The organism is Bradyrhizobium sp. sBnM-33 (assembly GCF_032917945.1).
Classification (GTDB): domain Bacteria; phylum Pseudomonadota; class Alphaproteobacteria; order Rhizobiales; family Xanthobacteraceae; genus Bradyrhizobium.
Map to the genome: position 1 here is coordinate 2938715 of NZ_CP136624.1, position 15612 is coordinate 2954326.

Annotated in this window: 11 protein-coding genes; 4 read left to right on the forward strand and 7 right to left on the reverse strand. The window is 62.1% G+C overall.

Going from position 1 to position 15612, the window contains the following annotated elements; all coding sequences use genetic code 11:
• Positions 1 to 29: 29 nt before the first annotated feature.
• Entirely contained in the window at positions 30 to 1829 is a 1800-nt protein-coding gene (locus tag RX328_RS13520; RefSeq protein ID WP_213252872.1) for a glycoside hydrolase family 15 protein, read from the forward strand.
• A 116-nt stretch (positions 1830 to 1945) separates the two neighbouring features.
• Here the strand turns inward: RX328_RS13520 and RX328_RS13525 are convergent, their stop codons facing one another.
• The 7 genes from RX328_RS13525 to RX328_RS13555 form a co-directional block, all read right to left on the reverse strand.
• Complete coding sequence (locus tag RX328_RS13525; protein WP_213252871.1) at positions 1946 to 2749, reverse strand: Cof-type HAD-IIB family hydrolase; 804 nt, start codon at positions 2747 to 2749, stop codon at positions 1946 to 1948.
• Positions 2746 to 3234, reverse strand: a complete 489-nt coding sequence (locus RX328_RS13530; RefSeq protein ID WP_213252906.1) for a gluconokinase — start codon at positions 3232 to 3234, stop codon at positions 2746 to 2748. Before RX328_RS13530 ends, RX328_RS13525 begins: the two co-directional genes overlap by 4 nt.
• 22 nt (positions 3235 to 3256) lie before the next feature.
• Positions 3257 to 4012: a 6-phosphogluconolactonase gene (pgl, locus tag RX328_RS13535; RefSeq protein WP_213252870.1), complete on the reverse strand. Its 756-nt coding sequence runs from the start codon at positions 4010 to 4012 to the stop codon at positions 3257 to 3259.
• 3 nt (positions 4013 to 4015) lie between these two features.
• Positions 4016 to 5527: a glucose-6-phosphate dehydrogenase gene (zwf, locus tag RX328_RS13540; RefSeq protein WP_213252869.1), complete on the reverse strand. Its 1512-nt coding sequence runs from the start codon at positions 5525 to 5527 to the stop codon at positions 4016 to 4018.
• Positions 5528 to 5533: 6 nt separating this feature from the next.
• Positions 5534 to 6529, reverse strand: coding sequence for a phosphogluconate dehydrogenase (NAD(+)-dependent, decarboxylating) (gnd, locus tag RX328_RS13545; protein ID WP_213252868.1), 996 nt, complete (start codon positions 6527 to 6529; stop codon positions 5534 to 5536).
• Between the two features lie 12 nt (positions 6530 to 6541).
• Complete coding sequence (locus tag RX328_RS13550) at positions 6542 to 9388, reverse strand: bifunctional transaldolase/phosoglucose isomerase (protein WP_213252867.1); 2847 nt, start codon at positions 9386 to 9388, stop codon at positions 6542 to 6544.
• A 409-nt stretch (positions 9389 to 9797) separates the two neighbouring features.
• Positions 9798 to 10253, reverse strand: coding sequence for a hypothetical protein (locus RX328_RS13555; RefSeq protein ID WP_213252866.1), 456 nt, complete (start codon positions 10251 to 10253; stop codon positions 9798 to 9800).
• 520 nt (positions 10254 to 10773) lie between these two features.
• On the opposite strand from RX328_RS13555, the gene RX328_RS13560 reads away from it, so the two are divergent.
• Genes RX328_RS13560 through RX328_RS13570 form a run of 3 tightly spaced genes read left to right on the forward strand, consistent with a single transcriptional unit; the run spans position 10774 to position 15555 of the window.
• On the forward strand, positions 10774 to 12717 hold the full coding sequence (locus RX328_RS13560) for a PrkA family serine protein kinase (RefSeq protein ID WP_213252865.1): 1944 nt from the start codon (positions 10774 to 10776) through the stop codon (positions 12715 to 12717).
• Between the two features lie 13 nt (positions 12718 to 12730).
• Positions 12731 to 14011 carry a YeaH/YhbH family protein gene (locus RX328_RS13565; RefSeq protein WP_312018043.1) on the forward strand — a complete coding sequence of 427 codons (1281 nt, stop codon included), beginning with the start codon at positions 12731 to 12733 and terminating at the stop codon, positions 14009 to 14011.
• A complete protein-coding gene (locus RX328_RS13570; RefSeq protein WP_213252864.1) occupies positions 14008 to 15555 on the forward strand; it encodes a SpoVR family protein in 1548 nt (515 codons plus the stop codon). Before RX328_RS13565 ends, RX328_RS13570 begins: the two co-directional genes overlap by 4 nt.
• The last annotated feature ends 57 nt before the right edge of the window (positions 15556 to 15612 follow it).

Below are 15612 nucleotides of genomic sequence, written 5' to 3' on the forward strand. Positions count from 1 at the left end.
ACGCCATTCGGCCCCGCTGGTGAATCACCTTGTCGTGCCGGATCGAAGACTACGGGTTGATCGGCGATTGCGAGACCGCGGCACTGGTCGGCCGTGACGGATCGATCGATTGGCTGTGCTGGCCGGCCTTCGATTCCGACGCCTGCTTTGCAGCCCTTCTCGGCACCCACAAGCACGGCCGCTGGCTGATCGCACCGGTGGAGGAGGTCACCGGCACCTCGCGCCGCTATTGGGACAATACCCTGATCCTGGAGACGCGGTTCGAGACGGCTGACGGCGCGGTCGATCTGATCGATTTCATGCCGCCGCGCGGCAATGCCTCAGATGTGGTGCGGCTGGTGCGCGGCGTGCGCGGGCGGGTCAAGATGCACATGCAATTGGTGATCCGCTTCGGCTTCGGCGTCGACATTCCCTGGGTCAAGAAGACCGAGGACGGCTCGGCGCTGCTCGCGATCTGCGGGCAGGACATGACGGTCTTGCGTACCCCGGTGGAAACCCGTGGCGAGGACTTGACGACGGTGGCCGATTTTGAGGTCGGCGAGGGCGATACCATTCCCTTCGTGCTCACCTACGGTCCGTCGCATCTGCCAGTACCGAAGCCTATCGATCCCTCATATGCGTTGAAGGATACCGAGGCGTTCTGGAGCGAATGGTGCAGCCGCTGCACCTATCAAAGCGAGTATCGCGATCTCGTGATGCGCTCGCTGATCACGCTGAAGGCGCAGACCTATGCCCCGACTGGCGGCATCGTTGCTGCGCCGACCACCTCGCTGCCTGAAAAGCTCGGCGGCGCCAGGAATTGGGATTATCGCTTCTGTTGGCTGCGCGATGCCACCTTTACGCTGCTGGCGCTGATGAACTCGGGCTATACCGAGGAAGCTTCCGCCTGGCACCATTGGCTGTTGCGGGCAGCGGCGGGTTCTCCCGCCAACATGCAGATCATGTACGGCATCATGGGCCAGCGGCGTCTCCTGGAATGGGAGGCCACGTGGCTGCCCGGCTATGAAGGCGCACGTCCTGTGCGGATCGGCAACGCCGCGCATGCGCAACTGCAGCTCGACGTCTACGGCGAACTGATCGACGCCTTTCACCAGTGGCGCGTGGCCAAGCTCGAAATGGATGAAACAAGTTGGGCGCTGGAATGCGCCGTGCTGCAGCACCTTGCCGGACGCTGGGACCAGCCGGATCACGGCATCTGGGAGCGCCGCGGCGCGGGCAGGCATTATGTCTCGTCGAAGGTGATGACCTGGGTCGCATTCGATCGCGGCATCAAGAGCGCGGAGATGTTCGGTTTCAAGGCGCCGCTTGTGAAGTGGCGGGTGCTGCGCGACGCCATTCACCGCGACGTCTGCGCCAGGGGATTCGATCCCGAACTAAACGCCTTCGTCGAGTCCTACGGCTCAAAGATGCTCGATGCATCTATCCTGTTGCTGCCGTCGGTTGGGTTCCTGCCGCCTGAAGATCCCCGTGTGCGCGGCACGCTGGAGGCGACCGAACGGTATCTGATGCGCGACGGCTTCGTGTTGCGGCACGATCCCCGTGAAGTGGAGAAGCAGCCGGCCGAAGGCGCGTTCCTCGCCTGCACGCTGTGGCTGGCGGATGCCTATGTTCTGGCGGGTGAGTTCGCCAAGGCGCAAGAACTTTTTGACCGTGTGGTCGCGATCGCCAACGACCTCGGCCTCTTGGCCGAGGAGTACGATACGGAGGCCCGTCGCCAGACCGGCAATTTCCCGCAGGCGCTGACGCATATCGCGTTGATCAACACCGCGCAGAACCTCAGCTTGGCGAAGAAGTCGACCGAGAAGCCCGCGATGCAGCGCTCGAAATAGCTGGCGAGGTCGGTAGGGTGGGCAAAGCCGCGCAGCGCCGTGCCCGTCTCACGTCTTGCTCGAAAATGGCGGGCACGCGTCGCTTTGCCCACCTGCGATTCTGCGCTCGCCATGCCCTATCCGAGCCGCAGCACCGTCTCGATCGCCGCTGCAAAGCCGTCGCGCTCGTTGCTGTCGGTGACATGCGTCGCGTGCCGCTTGATGCCGTCGGCCGCATTGCCCATCGCAAACGAAACGCCGCTTCGGGCAAACATCGGAAGATCGTTCTCCATGTCGCCGATGGTCGCGACTGCTGCGGCCGAAATGCCGAGCTGCCCGATCATGGCGTCCACGAAGGTGCCCTTGTCATGACCGGGCGGCGTGACGTCGAGATAATAGGTCTGCGAGCGAACCGCGGTCGCCTCCCGGCCGACGGCCTCGCGCATCGCCACCTCGCAACGCTGCAACAGCTCGGCATCAGAACTGGCGCCGACGATCTTGCAGGCGTCCGCGAGATGCGGCGTGAAGTCGGCGACGATGGTCGGGTCCGCCTTGATGGCCCGCTTCTCGTGCGGGACATACTCGCCGTCGGGATTGCGCCCATACCAGCGCTGATTGGTGAACAGCCAGATATCAACGCCGAAGGCATTGAGCACGTCCAGGCTGCGCTGCGCCACGGCCGAGCCGATCAGATGCTGCTCAATCGGCTTGAGCCCGGCATCTACGATCGAGCTGCCGTTGAAGGCGCCGACGGGAAGCACGATCGAAAGCTGTTCGATCAGAAAACCCATGCCGATGGTCGGCCGGCTGGAGACGATGGTGAAGCCGATGCCGGCCGCATGCAGCTTGCGCACGGCCGCCTTGGCGCCATCAGTCAGGACCTTGTCGTGCGTCAACAGGGTGCCGTCGACGTCGGAAACAACGAGCGCGATACGTGTCATTGGGGAACCAGGTTCAATTGACCGACGATGTCATCCACGATGTTCTCGACCGGGGCATCGATCGATACAATGATCGGCCGCTCGCCCGCGCCCGGCGGCTCCAGCGTCCTGAACTGGCTGGCGAGCAGGCCCGGCGGCATGAAATGGCCCTTGCGGGTGGCAAGCCGCTCGGCGATCAGATCCAGCGTTCCGTCGAGAAAGACGATACGGACATCATCGCGGCCGTGCACAAGAATCTCGCGATAGACGCGCTTGAGCGCCGAGCAGGCGATCACGGCGTGCTCGCCGGATGCCGCGAGGCGGTCGATCTCGTCGGCGATCGCCCGCAGCCATGGCCAGCGGTCCTCGTCGGTCAGAGGGTGGCCGGCGCTCATCTTCGCTACATTGTCTGGCGGGTGAAACCGGTCACCGTCCTCGTAGCGCCAGCCGAGGCGTTTGGCGAGATGATCGGCGATGGTGCTCTTGCCCGAACCGGAAACGCCCATCACCACCAGCGCGCTAGGAGTCCTATCGCCCACCAAAATCCTCCGGAAGCGCATCCCGGTCCACCAGCCAGACCGTCTCCCCGGTGGATCGCGCGCGGTTGGCAGGCAAGTTCTCGCGTGCAAAGAGGCGCGTCAAGGTCGCACGTTTCTCGGCGCCCGCAATCTCGAACAGCATTTCGCGACAGGAGGCAAGGGTGGGCAACGTGAGGGTAATCCGCGGGACGAACGGCTCGACATTCGCGCGTGGCACGCCGACCACCCAGCGCGCGGTCTCATCGAGCGCGGGATCGCCGGGAAACAGTGATGCGGTGTGGCCATCGGGACCTACACCCATCAACACGAGATCGAACAAGGGGCGGGCTTGATCGAGCGTGTCTGCGCCATAGAACGATTGCAGTTCCCGTTCGTAAAGCGCGGCGCAGCGGTCCGGATCGGTCGGGTCGGCGGTCGCGGTCGGAGTCGGATGGATGTTTGCCGCCGGCGCGCAGCTATCCAGAAAAATTTCTCGCGCCATGCCCATGTTGTTGAGCGGATCGTCCGCCGGCACGAAGCGCTCGTCGCCAATGAACCAGTGCACGCGCTGCCATGGGATCCGGCTGCGATAGGTATCAGTTGCGAGCAATTGGTAGAGCTGTCTGGGGCTCGATCCGCCGGTCAGGCAAATCGCGACGCGGCCGCTATTGGCCTCGATCCTGGCCAGCACGCGTTCGGCTGCGGCCTCGGCCAGTGCGGCCGGATCGGCGACCGCGATCACGCGGCGATTGTCGTTCGCTGTCATCGCTCACCCGAGCTTTCGCCAGGTTCGGCCGTCGCGGGTCAACAGTTCGTTCGCTTCCTGTGGGCCTTCGCTGCCGGCCTTGTAGACCTTCAACCCGTTGCTCCCCGCCTTCTTCCAGGCATCGAGGAATGGTTGCACCGCCTTCCAGCCGGCCTCGACGCTGTCGGCGCGCTGGAATAGGATGTTGTCGCCGATCATGCAGTCATGGATCAGCGTCTCGTAGCCGGTCGAAGGCTCCGCCTTGAAATAGTCCTTGTAGCGAAACTTCATCTCGACGCCGTCGATCAGGATCGAGGGGCCGGGCACCTTGGTGTTGAACTGCAGCGCGATGCCTTCGTTGGGCGCGACGCCGATCACGAGGTAGTTTTGCGCCAGCCGTTCCACCGGCGTGCAGTTGAACATCGCGAACGGCGCCTGCTTGAACTTGATCGCAACTTCAGTGCGCTTGATGCCGAGCGCCTTCCCGGTGCGCAGGTAGAAGGGAACGCCGGCCCAGCGCCAGTTGTCGATGATCAGTTTCAGCGCGACATAGGTCTCGGTCGTGCTGCCGGGCGCGACGTCCTCGATTTTGCGGTAGTCGACAATCTCGTTGTCGCCGATCCGGCCGGCCAGATATTGCCCGCGCACCGAATTCCGCAACGCCTCGGCCTCGCTCTGGACCTGGATCGCGGCCAGCACGTCCGCCTTTTCAGTGCGCACCGAATGCGCGTCGAACCGGATCGGCGGCTCCATTGCCACCAGTGACAGCAGTTGAAACAGATGGTTCGGCACCATGTCGCGCAGCGCGCCGGTCTGGTCGTAAAAACTGCCGCGGTGGCCGACGCCGAGCTGTTCATTGACCGTGATCTGGACATGGTCGATATGGTTGCGATTCCAGATCGGCTCGAACATGCCGTTGGCGAAGCGCAGCACCAAAATGTTCTGCACCGTCTCCTTGCCGAGATAGTGATCGATCCGGTAGATCTCGTGCTCATCGACGAGCTTGAGCAATTCGCTGTTCAGCGCCTTGGCGGAAGCGAGGTCGGTGCCGAACGGCTTTTCCACCACCAGCCGCCGCCACGCGCCGTTCTCGGCCAGCATGCCGGTGCGGCCTAGCTCGCGGCTGATCGGCAGGAATGCGTTCGGCGGTGTTGCCAAGTAGAACAGGCGGTTGCCGCCAGTGTTTCGCGCGGTCTCCAGCTCGCCGAGCTGCTTGCTCATCGCGTCGAATGAAGCCGGATCCTTGGGATCGGCTTCGATGCAGGTCAGGCAGTCCAAAAGACGCCGCGAAATCGCTTCGTCCACCGGCCGGGTCGCGAACTGGCGCAGGCCCTTCATCAGGCTCTCGCGCAGTTTGTCGTTCGTCATGCCTTTGCGCGCGACTCCGACCAGACAGAACCGGTCCGGCAGGAGATCGCTGGCGGCGAGATTATAGAGGGCAGGGACGACCAGCCGGTGCGTGAGGTCGCCGGTAACGCCGAAAATGACGAACGAGCAGGGATCGGGCTTCTTCTGTGTTGTTTGACCGACCGCCATGACCGCTCACGCCTTTGAAGTGAGGTTCTTCGGCGGCTCCTTGTGGCCGCCGAAACCGGCCCGCATCGCCGAAAGAATCTTTTCCGCAAAGGTGTGGTCCTTGCGCGAACGAAATCGCGCATAGAGCGCCGCCGTCAGCACTTCCGCCGGTACCGCTTCGTCGATCGCGGCGTTGACGGTCCAGCGGCCTTCGCCGGAATCTTCGACGAACCCGGAGTAGGTGTCGAGCGTCTGGCTTTCCGCAAGCGCGGAAGCGGTGAGATCGAGCAGCCAGGAGGGGATCACGCTGCCGCGCCGCCACACTTCAGCGATGTCGGCAACGTCGAACGCGAAACGATGCTCCGGCGGCAGTGCGTCGATGTTGGCGTTCTTCAGGATATCGAACCCTTCGGCATAGGCCTGCATCAGGCCGTATTCGATACCGTTATGGATCATCTTGACGAAATGTCCGGCGCCGGACGGCCCGGCATGGATATAGCCCTGCTCGACGCGCGGGTCGCGGCCCTCGCGCCCGGGTGTGCGCGGAATCTCGCCCACGCCCGGCGCCAGCGTCTTGAAGATCGGATCGAGCCGGTCGACCACCGCCTTGTCACCGCCGATCATCATGCAGTAGCCGCGCTCGATTCCCCAGACGCCGCCGCTGGTGCCGACGTCGAGGTAGTGCAGGCCTTTTGCCTTCAGCGCCGCGCCGCGGCGGACGTCGTCCTGCCAGAACGTATTCCCGCCATCGATGATGGCGTCGCCGGGCTGCATCAGCTTTGCCAATGCCTCGATGGTCGTCTCGGTGATCTTGCCTGCCGGGAGCATTACCCAGGCGGTGCGCGGCTTCTCCAGTTTCGCCACGAAATCTTCCAGCGTGTCAGCGCCGGTCGCGCCTTCCGCCGCGAGTGCGGCGACCGCCTTGGCGTCCTTGTCGTAGACCACGGCGGTGTGGCCGTTCTTCATCAGCCGGCGGACGATGTTGCCGCCCATCCGGCCGAGGCCGATCATGCCGAGTTGCATGTTCTGACTTCCCTAACTAAGCGCTTCTGCGATCGCGGCATCGAGCGCAGACAGCCCCGATCCGAGATCGCCCTTGAGATGGACGCGCAGCGCACGCCTGCCGCGTTCGGTGAGCACGTCGAAATCGCCGCGCGCCTGCGCCGCCTTGATGATGCCGAAACTCGCCTTCTGTCCGGGCACCGGCAAATCCTCGGCATCGTCGGCCGTGATCTGCAGGAACACGCCGCTGTCGGGACCGCCCTTGTAAGCCTGGCCAGTCGAGTGCAGGAAGCGCGGGCCGAATTCGGCGCAGGTCGCCAGATGATGCTTATCGCGCACAGCAAGCCGCATCTTTTGCAGCGAGCCGATCGTGCCGGGATTGCGCGCGATATAGGCGAGCAGGGCGACATAGTCGCCGCTGTCGGAGCGCGAAAGATGCGCTTTGACCCAGGAGCCAAGCGTGCCGTCGGCGCCGGCCTTGCGCAGCTCGGCCGCATTGTGCTCGTCGGTGTAAAGATCAGCCTCGTCGGTCGAAATCACCGGCTCCTCCGCCGGCAGCGATCCGGTCTTCTCGAACGCACGCGTCAACTCGCGCGTCTTGATCTTGGCCGCTTCTACGTCGGGCTGGTTGAATGGATTGATGCCGAGGATCGCACCCGCGACAGCGGTCGCCATCTCAAACCGGAAAAACTCCTGACCGATATGGTCGATCGATTTCATGACGATGCGAACGACGGGATGGCCGGCCGCCTCGAGCGCCTGGAGCCGATCATCATGCGAGGCATCGTCCTCGCCCTCGGTCCGGATATCGATGAAGAAGCGGTCGTCGCCGTAAAGCGTGGGGTCGCCGAGCGGCTCGCCGTCGATCGGGATCAGGCCCTTGCCGTCCTTGCCGGTGGATTCGGCGATCAGCTGCTCGGCCCAGGCGCCGAAATCGGCAACCTTCTCCGACGAGGTAATCGTCACCTTGTCGCGGCCTTCAAGGCCGGCAAGGCCCATCGCCAGTCCGAGCTGCACGCCCGGGTTTTCGTGCGGCGGCACGTCGGCGCCGCAGGAGCGCACCATTGCGAGCGCGTGCGTGATCAGGCTGCGAACGTCGATGCCGGCGGCAGCCGCCGGCACCAGTCCGAACGGCGACAGCACGGAATAGCGCCCGCCGATCGTGAGATCGCCATGGAAGATGCGGGCAAAGCCTTGGCTGATCGCGACTTTCTCCAGGGACGAGCCGGGATCGGTGACCGCGATGAAGCGATGGCCGGCCTTGTCCTTGCCGATGGTCTTGGCGACGCGATCGAAGAAGTAATCCTTCATCACGTTCGGCTCGGTGGTGCCGCCGGACTTGCTGGAGACGATGAACAGCGTGTGGGCGAGATCGACGGTCTCCTCCATCGCCTGCACCTGCGCGGGATCGGTGGAATCGAGCACATGCAGCTTCGGGAAACCGGATTTCTTGGCAAACGTCTCCGCCAGCACCTCCGGTCCGAGGCTCGACCCGCCCATGCCGAGCACGACCGCGTCGCTGAAATTTTGCCCCTTCACGCGGCGGGCAAAATCCTCGTAGTCGGCGACGTTGGCGGCGGCCGCGCTGTTCAGCCAGCCCAGCCATTTGTTCTCGTCGTCACCGGTCCAGACCGACTTGTCCTTTTGCCACAGCCTTCGGATCTTGGCCGATGCACGCCACTCCTCGGTGCTCTTCTCGACGGCCTTGCCGATGCCATCGCCGAACGCGAATTGCTGCCGGTCGATGCCGCCGCCGAGCGAGGTCGCGCGCTTGTATGCGACCGCGCCATAGAGCTTGTCAGCAGAGTCCGCGAACAGCTTGACGCCGTCCTTGACCAGCTCGGCCGTGATGGCGTCGAGCGAGATGCCGGATTTTTCGAGCTCTTCCAGCACGCGGCGCGCGTCGTCGATATTTTCTTCCAGGCTATCTCTCACCTTGCCATGGTCGCGGAATGCGTCCAGCGTCGCCGGCGGCATGGTGTTGACGGTGTTGGGGCCGATCAGCTCCTCGACATAAAGCACGTCGCTATAGTCCTTGTTCTTGGTGCCGGTGGAGGCCCACAGCAGCCGTTGCGGCTTGGCGCCTTTGGCTGCGAGCTTTTCCCAGCGAGGCCCTGCGAACAGCCGCTTGTAGTCCTGGTAGGCGAGCTTGGCGTTGGCGATGGCGACCTTGCCCTTCAATGCGCTCAGCCGCTCCTTCTCGCCGGGGTCATTGGCCCTCGCGATCTTCTCGTCGAGCTGCTTGTCGACCGCGGTATCGATGCGGCTGACGAAGAAAGACGCGACGCTGGCGACGTGAGAGGGATCACCGCCTTTGGCGACGTATTTTTCCAGGCCCGCGATGTAAGCCTCCGCCACCTCGCGATAGACGTCTTGCGAGAACAATAGCGTGATGTTGATGCTGATGCCTTCGCCGATCAGGTGTTCGATCGCGGGCAGGCCTTCCGGCGTGGCCGGCACCTTTACCATCAAGTTCTGACGCTTGACGTCGTTCCAGAGCCGTTGGGCTTCCGCAATGGTCCCTTTGGTATCCGTTGCCAGATAGGGCGAGACCTCGAGGCTGACGAAGCCGTCGTTTCCGTTCAAATGGTCGTACACCGGGCGCAGCACGTCGGCGGCGTTCTGGATATCCTCGATGGCGAGCGCCTCGAACAGGTCGGCGACGGGGCGGTCGCCCGCCCTCAGGGCGTGGCTGATGGCACCGTCATATTCGTCCGAACTGCCGATCGCCTTTTCGAAGATCGAGGGATTCGACGTCACACCTTTGACACCGTCGCTGTCGATCAGCGCCTTGAGGTCGCCCTTGGCGACGAAGCCGCGGGCGAGGAAGTCGAGCCAGATTGCCTGGCCATGATTTTCGAGTGCTTTGACGGGATTCATGGTGCCTGTTCTGTTCGATCAGTCGATTTTTGGGCTTCCGGCAGCTTTCGGGGACAGGGCCAGAAAGTCAACATTTGGTTGGGCATGCAGCCGGATGGAATGGAGCGGTCCGGGACGATAACGCCAGTGGCTTCGGTTCGATCCCGGAAAGTCCGTTCTTGCCCGCTGCGATCCTGGCAGATCGGTCAAACCAGCGTTCGGAATGGCGACACCAACGGGCGCATGCACGAAGTCGTGAAGAAGCCCGTCATGAGCCTTCGTTTCTCGCCTCCGGTCTGTCTTGCGATTTTGTGCGGCCTGGATCAGAAGACAAGACGTATTCAGCGCGATGGAGCGGCGAAAGTGCGGCGACCAAATTGTCAAATGAGGGACGTGAATTGTTCACCTCAATCAGCAACGCCTCACGGCCTCAGGTAAAGATAACCTTGCGATTGCAGTTCGGCGATCCGCACCACGCCGCCGCGGTCATCGCCACTTCAATGCCGCCGCCTTCGCAATCGACGCGGCAGCCGAGACGAATTTCACCGCCGGTGTTTTCGGCGACAATGTGATTGCAATAGCCGCTGGACTCGAAATTGCCGGCTCGGTGGCGATATTTGAAACCGAGACGGAAGGAATAATTCACGGTCTTATCTTCCGGCGCGTCTTCGACCGTCACCAAAAGCTCCATCGCGCTGACTTTCTGCTTCGGATGCTGCGCCAGATCGTTGGCGTCATAACGACGCACGAAGCAGGCATAAGCCTTTTTTGGCTGAGCTGGCCGCCGAACATTCGGGCATCGAATGCGCTGGCTTTGGCCTTGTCGGACACCATCCTGGGCGTGGCAGGCCTCGGCTCCGACGAGGGAGGCAACGGCGGCGGCCATCCAGAGATGTTTCATGGCAGACTCGGATTTAACGCACGGCGTATTACTTTAGTTGCAGGCGTCGCCGGGTGCATTCAAACGCGGAGCTTCGCGACTGGCCTGACGGATATTTGGCCATTTTGCGTCAGCGCGGCCCGCCCAGAGGCCTGAATGTGCGATAAATTCGGCGTTTATCCCCCGTTCAGAGCCCGGGATTGCGACGTTTGCCGCCTTCGCCTTGCCAGGCCGGACGCAGATTCGAGCCCCGCACCTGCTCACAATCCCCAAAAAACCCCTTACATATTGCTCAGTACTTCCCTGGTGAAAAATGTTGCTGCACGGTTACAACGCGAGTGAAATGGCACCGTATCAATACGAGGTGGACGCCCTTAGCACGACTATTGCATTGCATTGTGAAGTCGCTCGCGTGTCCAATCAGTGCAGGTGCTGATGGTGATTCGCGAACGGAAGCTGTGACGCTCCGATACTGGAACCCTAGTGGTGCGTCCGGCATTTACAGGTGACCATGGAGAGACGGATCATGTACAACGATTCTCTGTTCAATGCTTTCGCCCGGTCCTTCGAAGCTAGAAGCCAGACCGACATGTCGATGGCGGAATATCTCGAGTCGTGTCGAAACGATCCGATGCTATATGCCAACGCGACCGAACGACTACTAGCTGCGATCGGCGAGCCTCAGATGATCGACACGGCCAAGGACTCTCGCCTTGGCCGTATCTTTTTGAACCGCACGATGCGGGTCTATCCGGCCTTCGCCGGCTTCTACGGCATGGAAGACACGATCGAGCGCATAGTCGGATTCTTCCGCCACGCAGCTCAAGGCCTCGAAGAGCGCAAGCAGATCCTCTATCTGCTGGGTCCCGTCGGCGGCGGAAAGTCGTCGCTCGCCGAGCGCCTCAAGTCGTTGATGGAAGTCCATCCGATTTACGTGCTCAAGGCCGGCGACGAACTGAGCCCCGTGTTCGAAAGCCCGCTCAGCCTGTTCGATCCGGATTCGCTGGGGCCGATGCTCGAGGAGAAGTACGGCATTCCGCGCCGTCGCCTCACCGGATTGATGAGTCCGTGGTGCTACAAGCGCCTCGAAGCGTTCGGTGGCGACATCTCGCAATTCCGCGTCGCCAGGATCCAGCCGTCGCGGCTGCGGCAGATCGCGATCGCAAAGACCGAGCCTGGAGATGAAAACAACCAGGACATCTCGTCACTGGTCGGCAAGGTCGACATCCGCAAGCTGGAGACCTTTGCCCAGAACGATCCCGACGCCTACAGCTATTCGGGCGGCCTCAATCGCGCCAACCAGGGCATTCTCGAATTCGTCGAGATGTTCAAGGCGCCGATCAAGATGCTGCATCCGCTGCTGACGGCGACGCAGGAGGGCAACTACATCGGGACCGAGAATATCGGTGCGATCCCCTTCACCGGCGTCATTCTCGCCCACTCCAACGAGGCCGAATGGACAAGCTTCAAAGCCAACAAGAACAATGAGGCCTTCATCGACCGTATCTGCGTCATCAAGGTGCCGTACGTCCTGCGGGTCACCGAAGAACAGAAGATTTACGAGAAGCTGATCCAGGGTTCCGAACTGGCCACGGCGCCGTGCGCTCCGGCCACATTGGAAACGATGGCGCGCTTCTCGGTGATGTCGCGGTTGCGCAAGCACGAGAATTCAACTGTGTTTGCCAAGATGCGGATCTACGACGGTGAAAGCCTGAAGGAATCCGATCCGAAGGCGCGCAGCGTCCAGGAATACAGGGATGCTGCCGGCGTCGATGAAGGCATGGACGGCGTCTCGACCCGCTTCGCCTTCAAAGTTCTCGCCGCAACCTTCAACCACGACACCAATGAGGTAGGTGCCGACGCGGTCCATCTGATGTACACGCTGGAGCAGGCGATCCGGCGCGAGCAGCTTCCCGACGAAGTCGAGAAGCGTTACCTCGAATTCATCAAGGCCGAGCTGGCGCCGCGCTACGCCGAATTCATCGGGCATGAAATCCAGAAGGCCTATCTCGAATCCTATTCGGATTACGGCCAGAACCTGTTCGATCGCTATGTCGACTATGCCGATGCCTGGATCGAGGATCAGGACTTCAAGGATCCCGACACCGGACAACTGCTCGATCGCGACCTGCTCAATCAGGAGCTGACGAAGATCGAAAAGCCGGCCGGCATCGCCAATCCCAAGGACTTCCGCAACGAGGTCGTCAAGTTCTCGCTGCGGTCGCGTGCGCAGAACGGCGGCAAGAATCCGTCATGGACCAGTTACGAGAAGATCCGGGAAGTGATAGAGAAGCGGATATTCTCCCAGGTTGAGGACCTGCTTCCCGTCATTTCGTTCGGCTCCAAGAAGGACGGTGACACTGAGAAGAAACATACCGAGTTTGTCGCGCGCATGGTCGAGCGCGGCTATACCGAGCGGCAAGTCCGCAGGCTGGTCGAGTGGTACATGCGCGTAAAACAGGCTGGCTGAGGCGGATGAAAACGTGGCTATTCACATCGTCGACCGGCGCCTGAATCCAGGCAGCAAGAGTCTTGAGAATCGCCAGCGCTTTCTGCGCAGGGCCAAGGCGCTGGTCCAGGGAGCTGTGAAAAAATCGTCGCAGAGCCGGGACATCAAGGATGTCCTGGAAGGCGGCGAGGTCAGCGTCCCGATCGACGGCATGGACGAGCCGCGCTTTCGCCGCGAAGGCGGCACGCGCGACATGGTGCTGCCTGGAAACAAGAAGTTCGTCGAAGGTGATATCCTTCCGCGACCGAACCAGAGCGGCGGCAAGGGAAGAGGGGCGGGCGAGGGCGACAGCGAAGATACGTTCCGCTTCGTTCTCAGCCGCGACGAGTTTGTTGACCTGTTCCTGGACGACCTGGAACTGCCCGATCTTGCCAAGCGAAAGCTGGCCGAGGTGGAGAGCGAAGGCATTCGCCGCGCCGGTTACACAACATCCGGATCGCCTGCCAACATCTCGGTGAGCCGAACGGTAAGTCGCGCTCTGGCGCGGCGCGTTGCGCTACGGCGGCCGAGACCGGAGGTGCTGGAGGCCCTCGAAGCGGAGCTTTTGGATTGCACCGAGGAGGAGCGTCGCGCCGAACTCATGGCCGAGATCGACGCCCTGAAGTCAAAGATGCGCCGCATCCCGTTCATCGATCCGATCGACATCCGGTACCGGCGTTTCGAGACGGTACCGAAGCCCGTGGCGCAGGCCGTGATGTTCTGCCTGATGGACGTCTCCGGTTCGATGACCGAGCATATGAAGGATCTCGCCAAGCGCTTCTATATGCTGCTCTACGTCTTCCTGAAGCGGCGGTATCGCCACGTCGAGATCGTTTTCATCCGGCATACCGACCGGGCCGAAGAGGTCGACGAGCAGACGTTCTTTTACGGGCCGGCTTCCGGCGGCACGCTGGTCTCAAGCGCGTTGCAGGCGATGCATGAAATTGTGCGGTCGCGGTTCCGGCCGGCGGACTGGAACATCTACGCTGCACAGGCTTCCGACGGGGACAATTCCTACGCGGACGGGGAAGTCGCGAGCCGGCTCCTCACCGACAACATCCTGCCGGTCACCCAGTTTTTTGCCTACCTGGAAGTCGGCCAGGAAAACGGCCTATCCTACGAAATGCCCAATTCGGCGCTCTGGACCCTCTACGAGGGCCTGCGCGCCAGCGGCGCGCCGCTGTCGATGCGCAAGGTCAACGAGCGCAGCGAGATTTTCCCGGTGTTTCACGACCTTTTCCAGCGTCGTGGCCCGCAGGAAAGGACCGCATCATGACCGCGACTGACCAGTTGCTGTTCGAGGGTGCCGACTGGAATTTCCGGACGCTGCAGCGGATTTGCGATGCGTGCGAGCAGGTTGCGGTGCAAGAATTGGGGCTCGACGTCTATCCCAACCAGATCGAGGTCATCACCGCCGAGCAGATGCTGGACGCCTATTCATCCGTCGGCATGCCGCTGTTCTACAAGCATTGGTCGTTCGGCAAGCATTTTGCCTTTCAGGAGGCGTCCTACCGCAAGGGGCTAATGGGTCTGGCCTACGAGATCGTCATCAACTCCTCGCCGTGCATATCCTACCTGATGGAGGAAAACACCGCGACGATGCAGACGCTCGTCATCGCGCATGCCGCTTTCGGCCACAATCATTTCTTCAAGAACAACTATCTATTCAAGCAATGGACCGACGCCGACGGCATCCTCGATTATCTCGAGTTCGCCAAGCGCTACGTGGCGCATTGCGAGGAGCGCCATGGCCGGCTGGCGGTCGAGCATACGCTCGACGCTGCGCACGCCCTGATGTCGCACGGCATCGACCGCTATCCCGGCAAGAAGAGCCTCGATCTACGCGCGGAGGAAAAGCGGGCGGGCAGGCGCCGTGCCCATGAGGAGAGCGCCTTCAACGATCTGTGGCGTACCGTTCCGACCGGCCCGGCCAAGAGCAACGCGATACTGGACGTCGAGCGCCGCCGTCAGATGCTCGGTCTGCCGCAGGAAAATCTGCTGTATTTTCTCGAGAAGACGGCGCCGCGGTTGAAGCCCTGGCAACGCGAGATACTCCGGATCGTGCGGCACATCGCGCAGTATTTCTATCCGCAGAGCCAGACCAAGGTGATGAACGAGGGCACGGCGACCTACGTTCACTATCGCATCATAAGCCGGCTGCACGAGCAGGGACGGCTGACGGACGGCAACTTCCTGGAATTCCTGCAGTCGCACACCAACGTCGTGTTCCAGCCCGAATTCGACGATCCGCGCTATTCCGGCTTCAATCCCTATGCGCTGGGATTTGCGATGATGCAGGACATCCAGCGCATCGTCACTGATCCGGACGACGAGGATCGCGAGTGGTTCCCGGATATCGCCGGGAAGGGCGATGCGATGGGCGTGCTGCGCGACATCTGGGCCAATTATCGCGATGAAAGCTTCATCAGCCAGTTCATGAGCCCGCGGCTGATGCGGCACTTCCGCATGTTCCATCTGCATGACGATCCACAAGAGCGCTCCGGCATCCTGGTCGATGCCATCCACGACGAGCGCGGCTATCGCCGGCTCCGGCGCGAACTGGCGCGGCAGTACGATGTCGGTTTCATCGACCCCAACATCGAAGTCGTCGACGTCGACCTTGCAGGCGATCGCCGCCTGATGCTGCGCCATACCGTGGTAAAGGGCGCCCAGCTTAGCGAAGCCGACACCAAGCGCGTGCTGCAGCACCTTGCCGATCTCTGGACCTACGACGTGTCCCTCGTCGAGGTCGATACGTCGTCCGACAAGGTCTTGAAGGAGTACGTTGCGCACCCGCGGAACATCGCCGCGGTAGCCTAGCCAGGTTTACCGCGTCATGAACCCTCATGGTGAGGAGCGCAAAGCGCGTCTCGAACC

Bases quoted from the DNA above. Each gene is read 5' to 3' on its own strand.
- RX328_RS13525 (WP_213252871.1), bottom strand. From the start codon at position 2,749: ATGACACGTATCGCGCTCGTTGTTTCCGACGTCGACGGCACCCTGTTG.
- gnd (WP_213252868.1), bottom strand. From the start codon at position 6,529: ATGCAACTCGGCATGATCGGCCTCGGCCGGATGGGCGGCAACATCGTC.
- RX328_RS13560 (WP_213252865.1), top strand. From the start codon at position 10,774: ATGTACAACGATTCTCTGTTCAATGCTTTCGCCCGGTCCTTCGAAGCT.
- RX328_RS13555 (WP_213252866.1), bottom strand. From the start codon at position 10,253: ATGGCCGCCGCCGTTGCCTCCCTCGTCGGAGCCGAGGCCTGCCACGCC.
- RX328_RS13550 (WP_213252867.1), bottom strand. From the start codon at position 9,388: ATGAATCCCGTCAAAGCACTCGAAAATCATGGCCAGGCAATCTGGCTC.
- zwf (WP_213252869.1), bottom strand. From the start codon at position 5,527: ATGGCGGTCGGTCAAACAACACAGAAGAAGCCCGATCCCTGCTCGTTC.
- RX328_RS13570 (WP_213252864.1), top strand. From the start codon at position 14,008: ATGACCGCGACTGACCAGTTGCTGTTCGAGGGTGCCGACTGGAATTTC.
- pgl (WP_213252870.1), bottom strand. From the start codon at position 4,012: ATGACAGCGAACGACAATCGCCGCGTGATCGCGGTCGCCGATCCGGCC.
- RX328_RS13530 (WP_213252906.1), bottom strand. From the start codon at position 3,234: ATGGGCGTTTCCGGTTCGGGCAAGAGCACCATCGCCGATCATCTCGCC.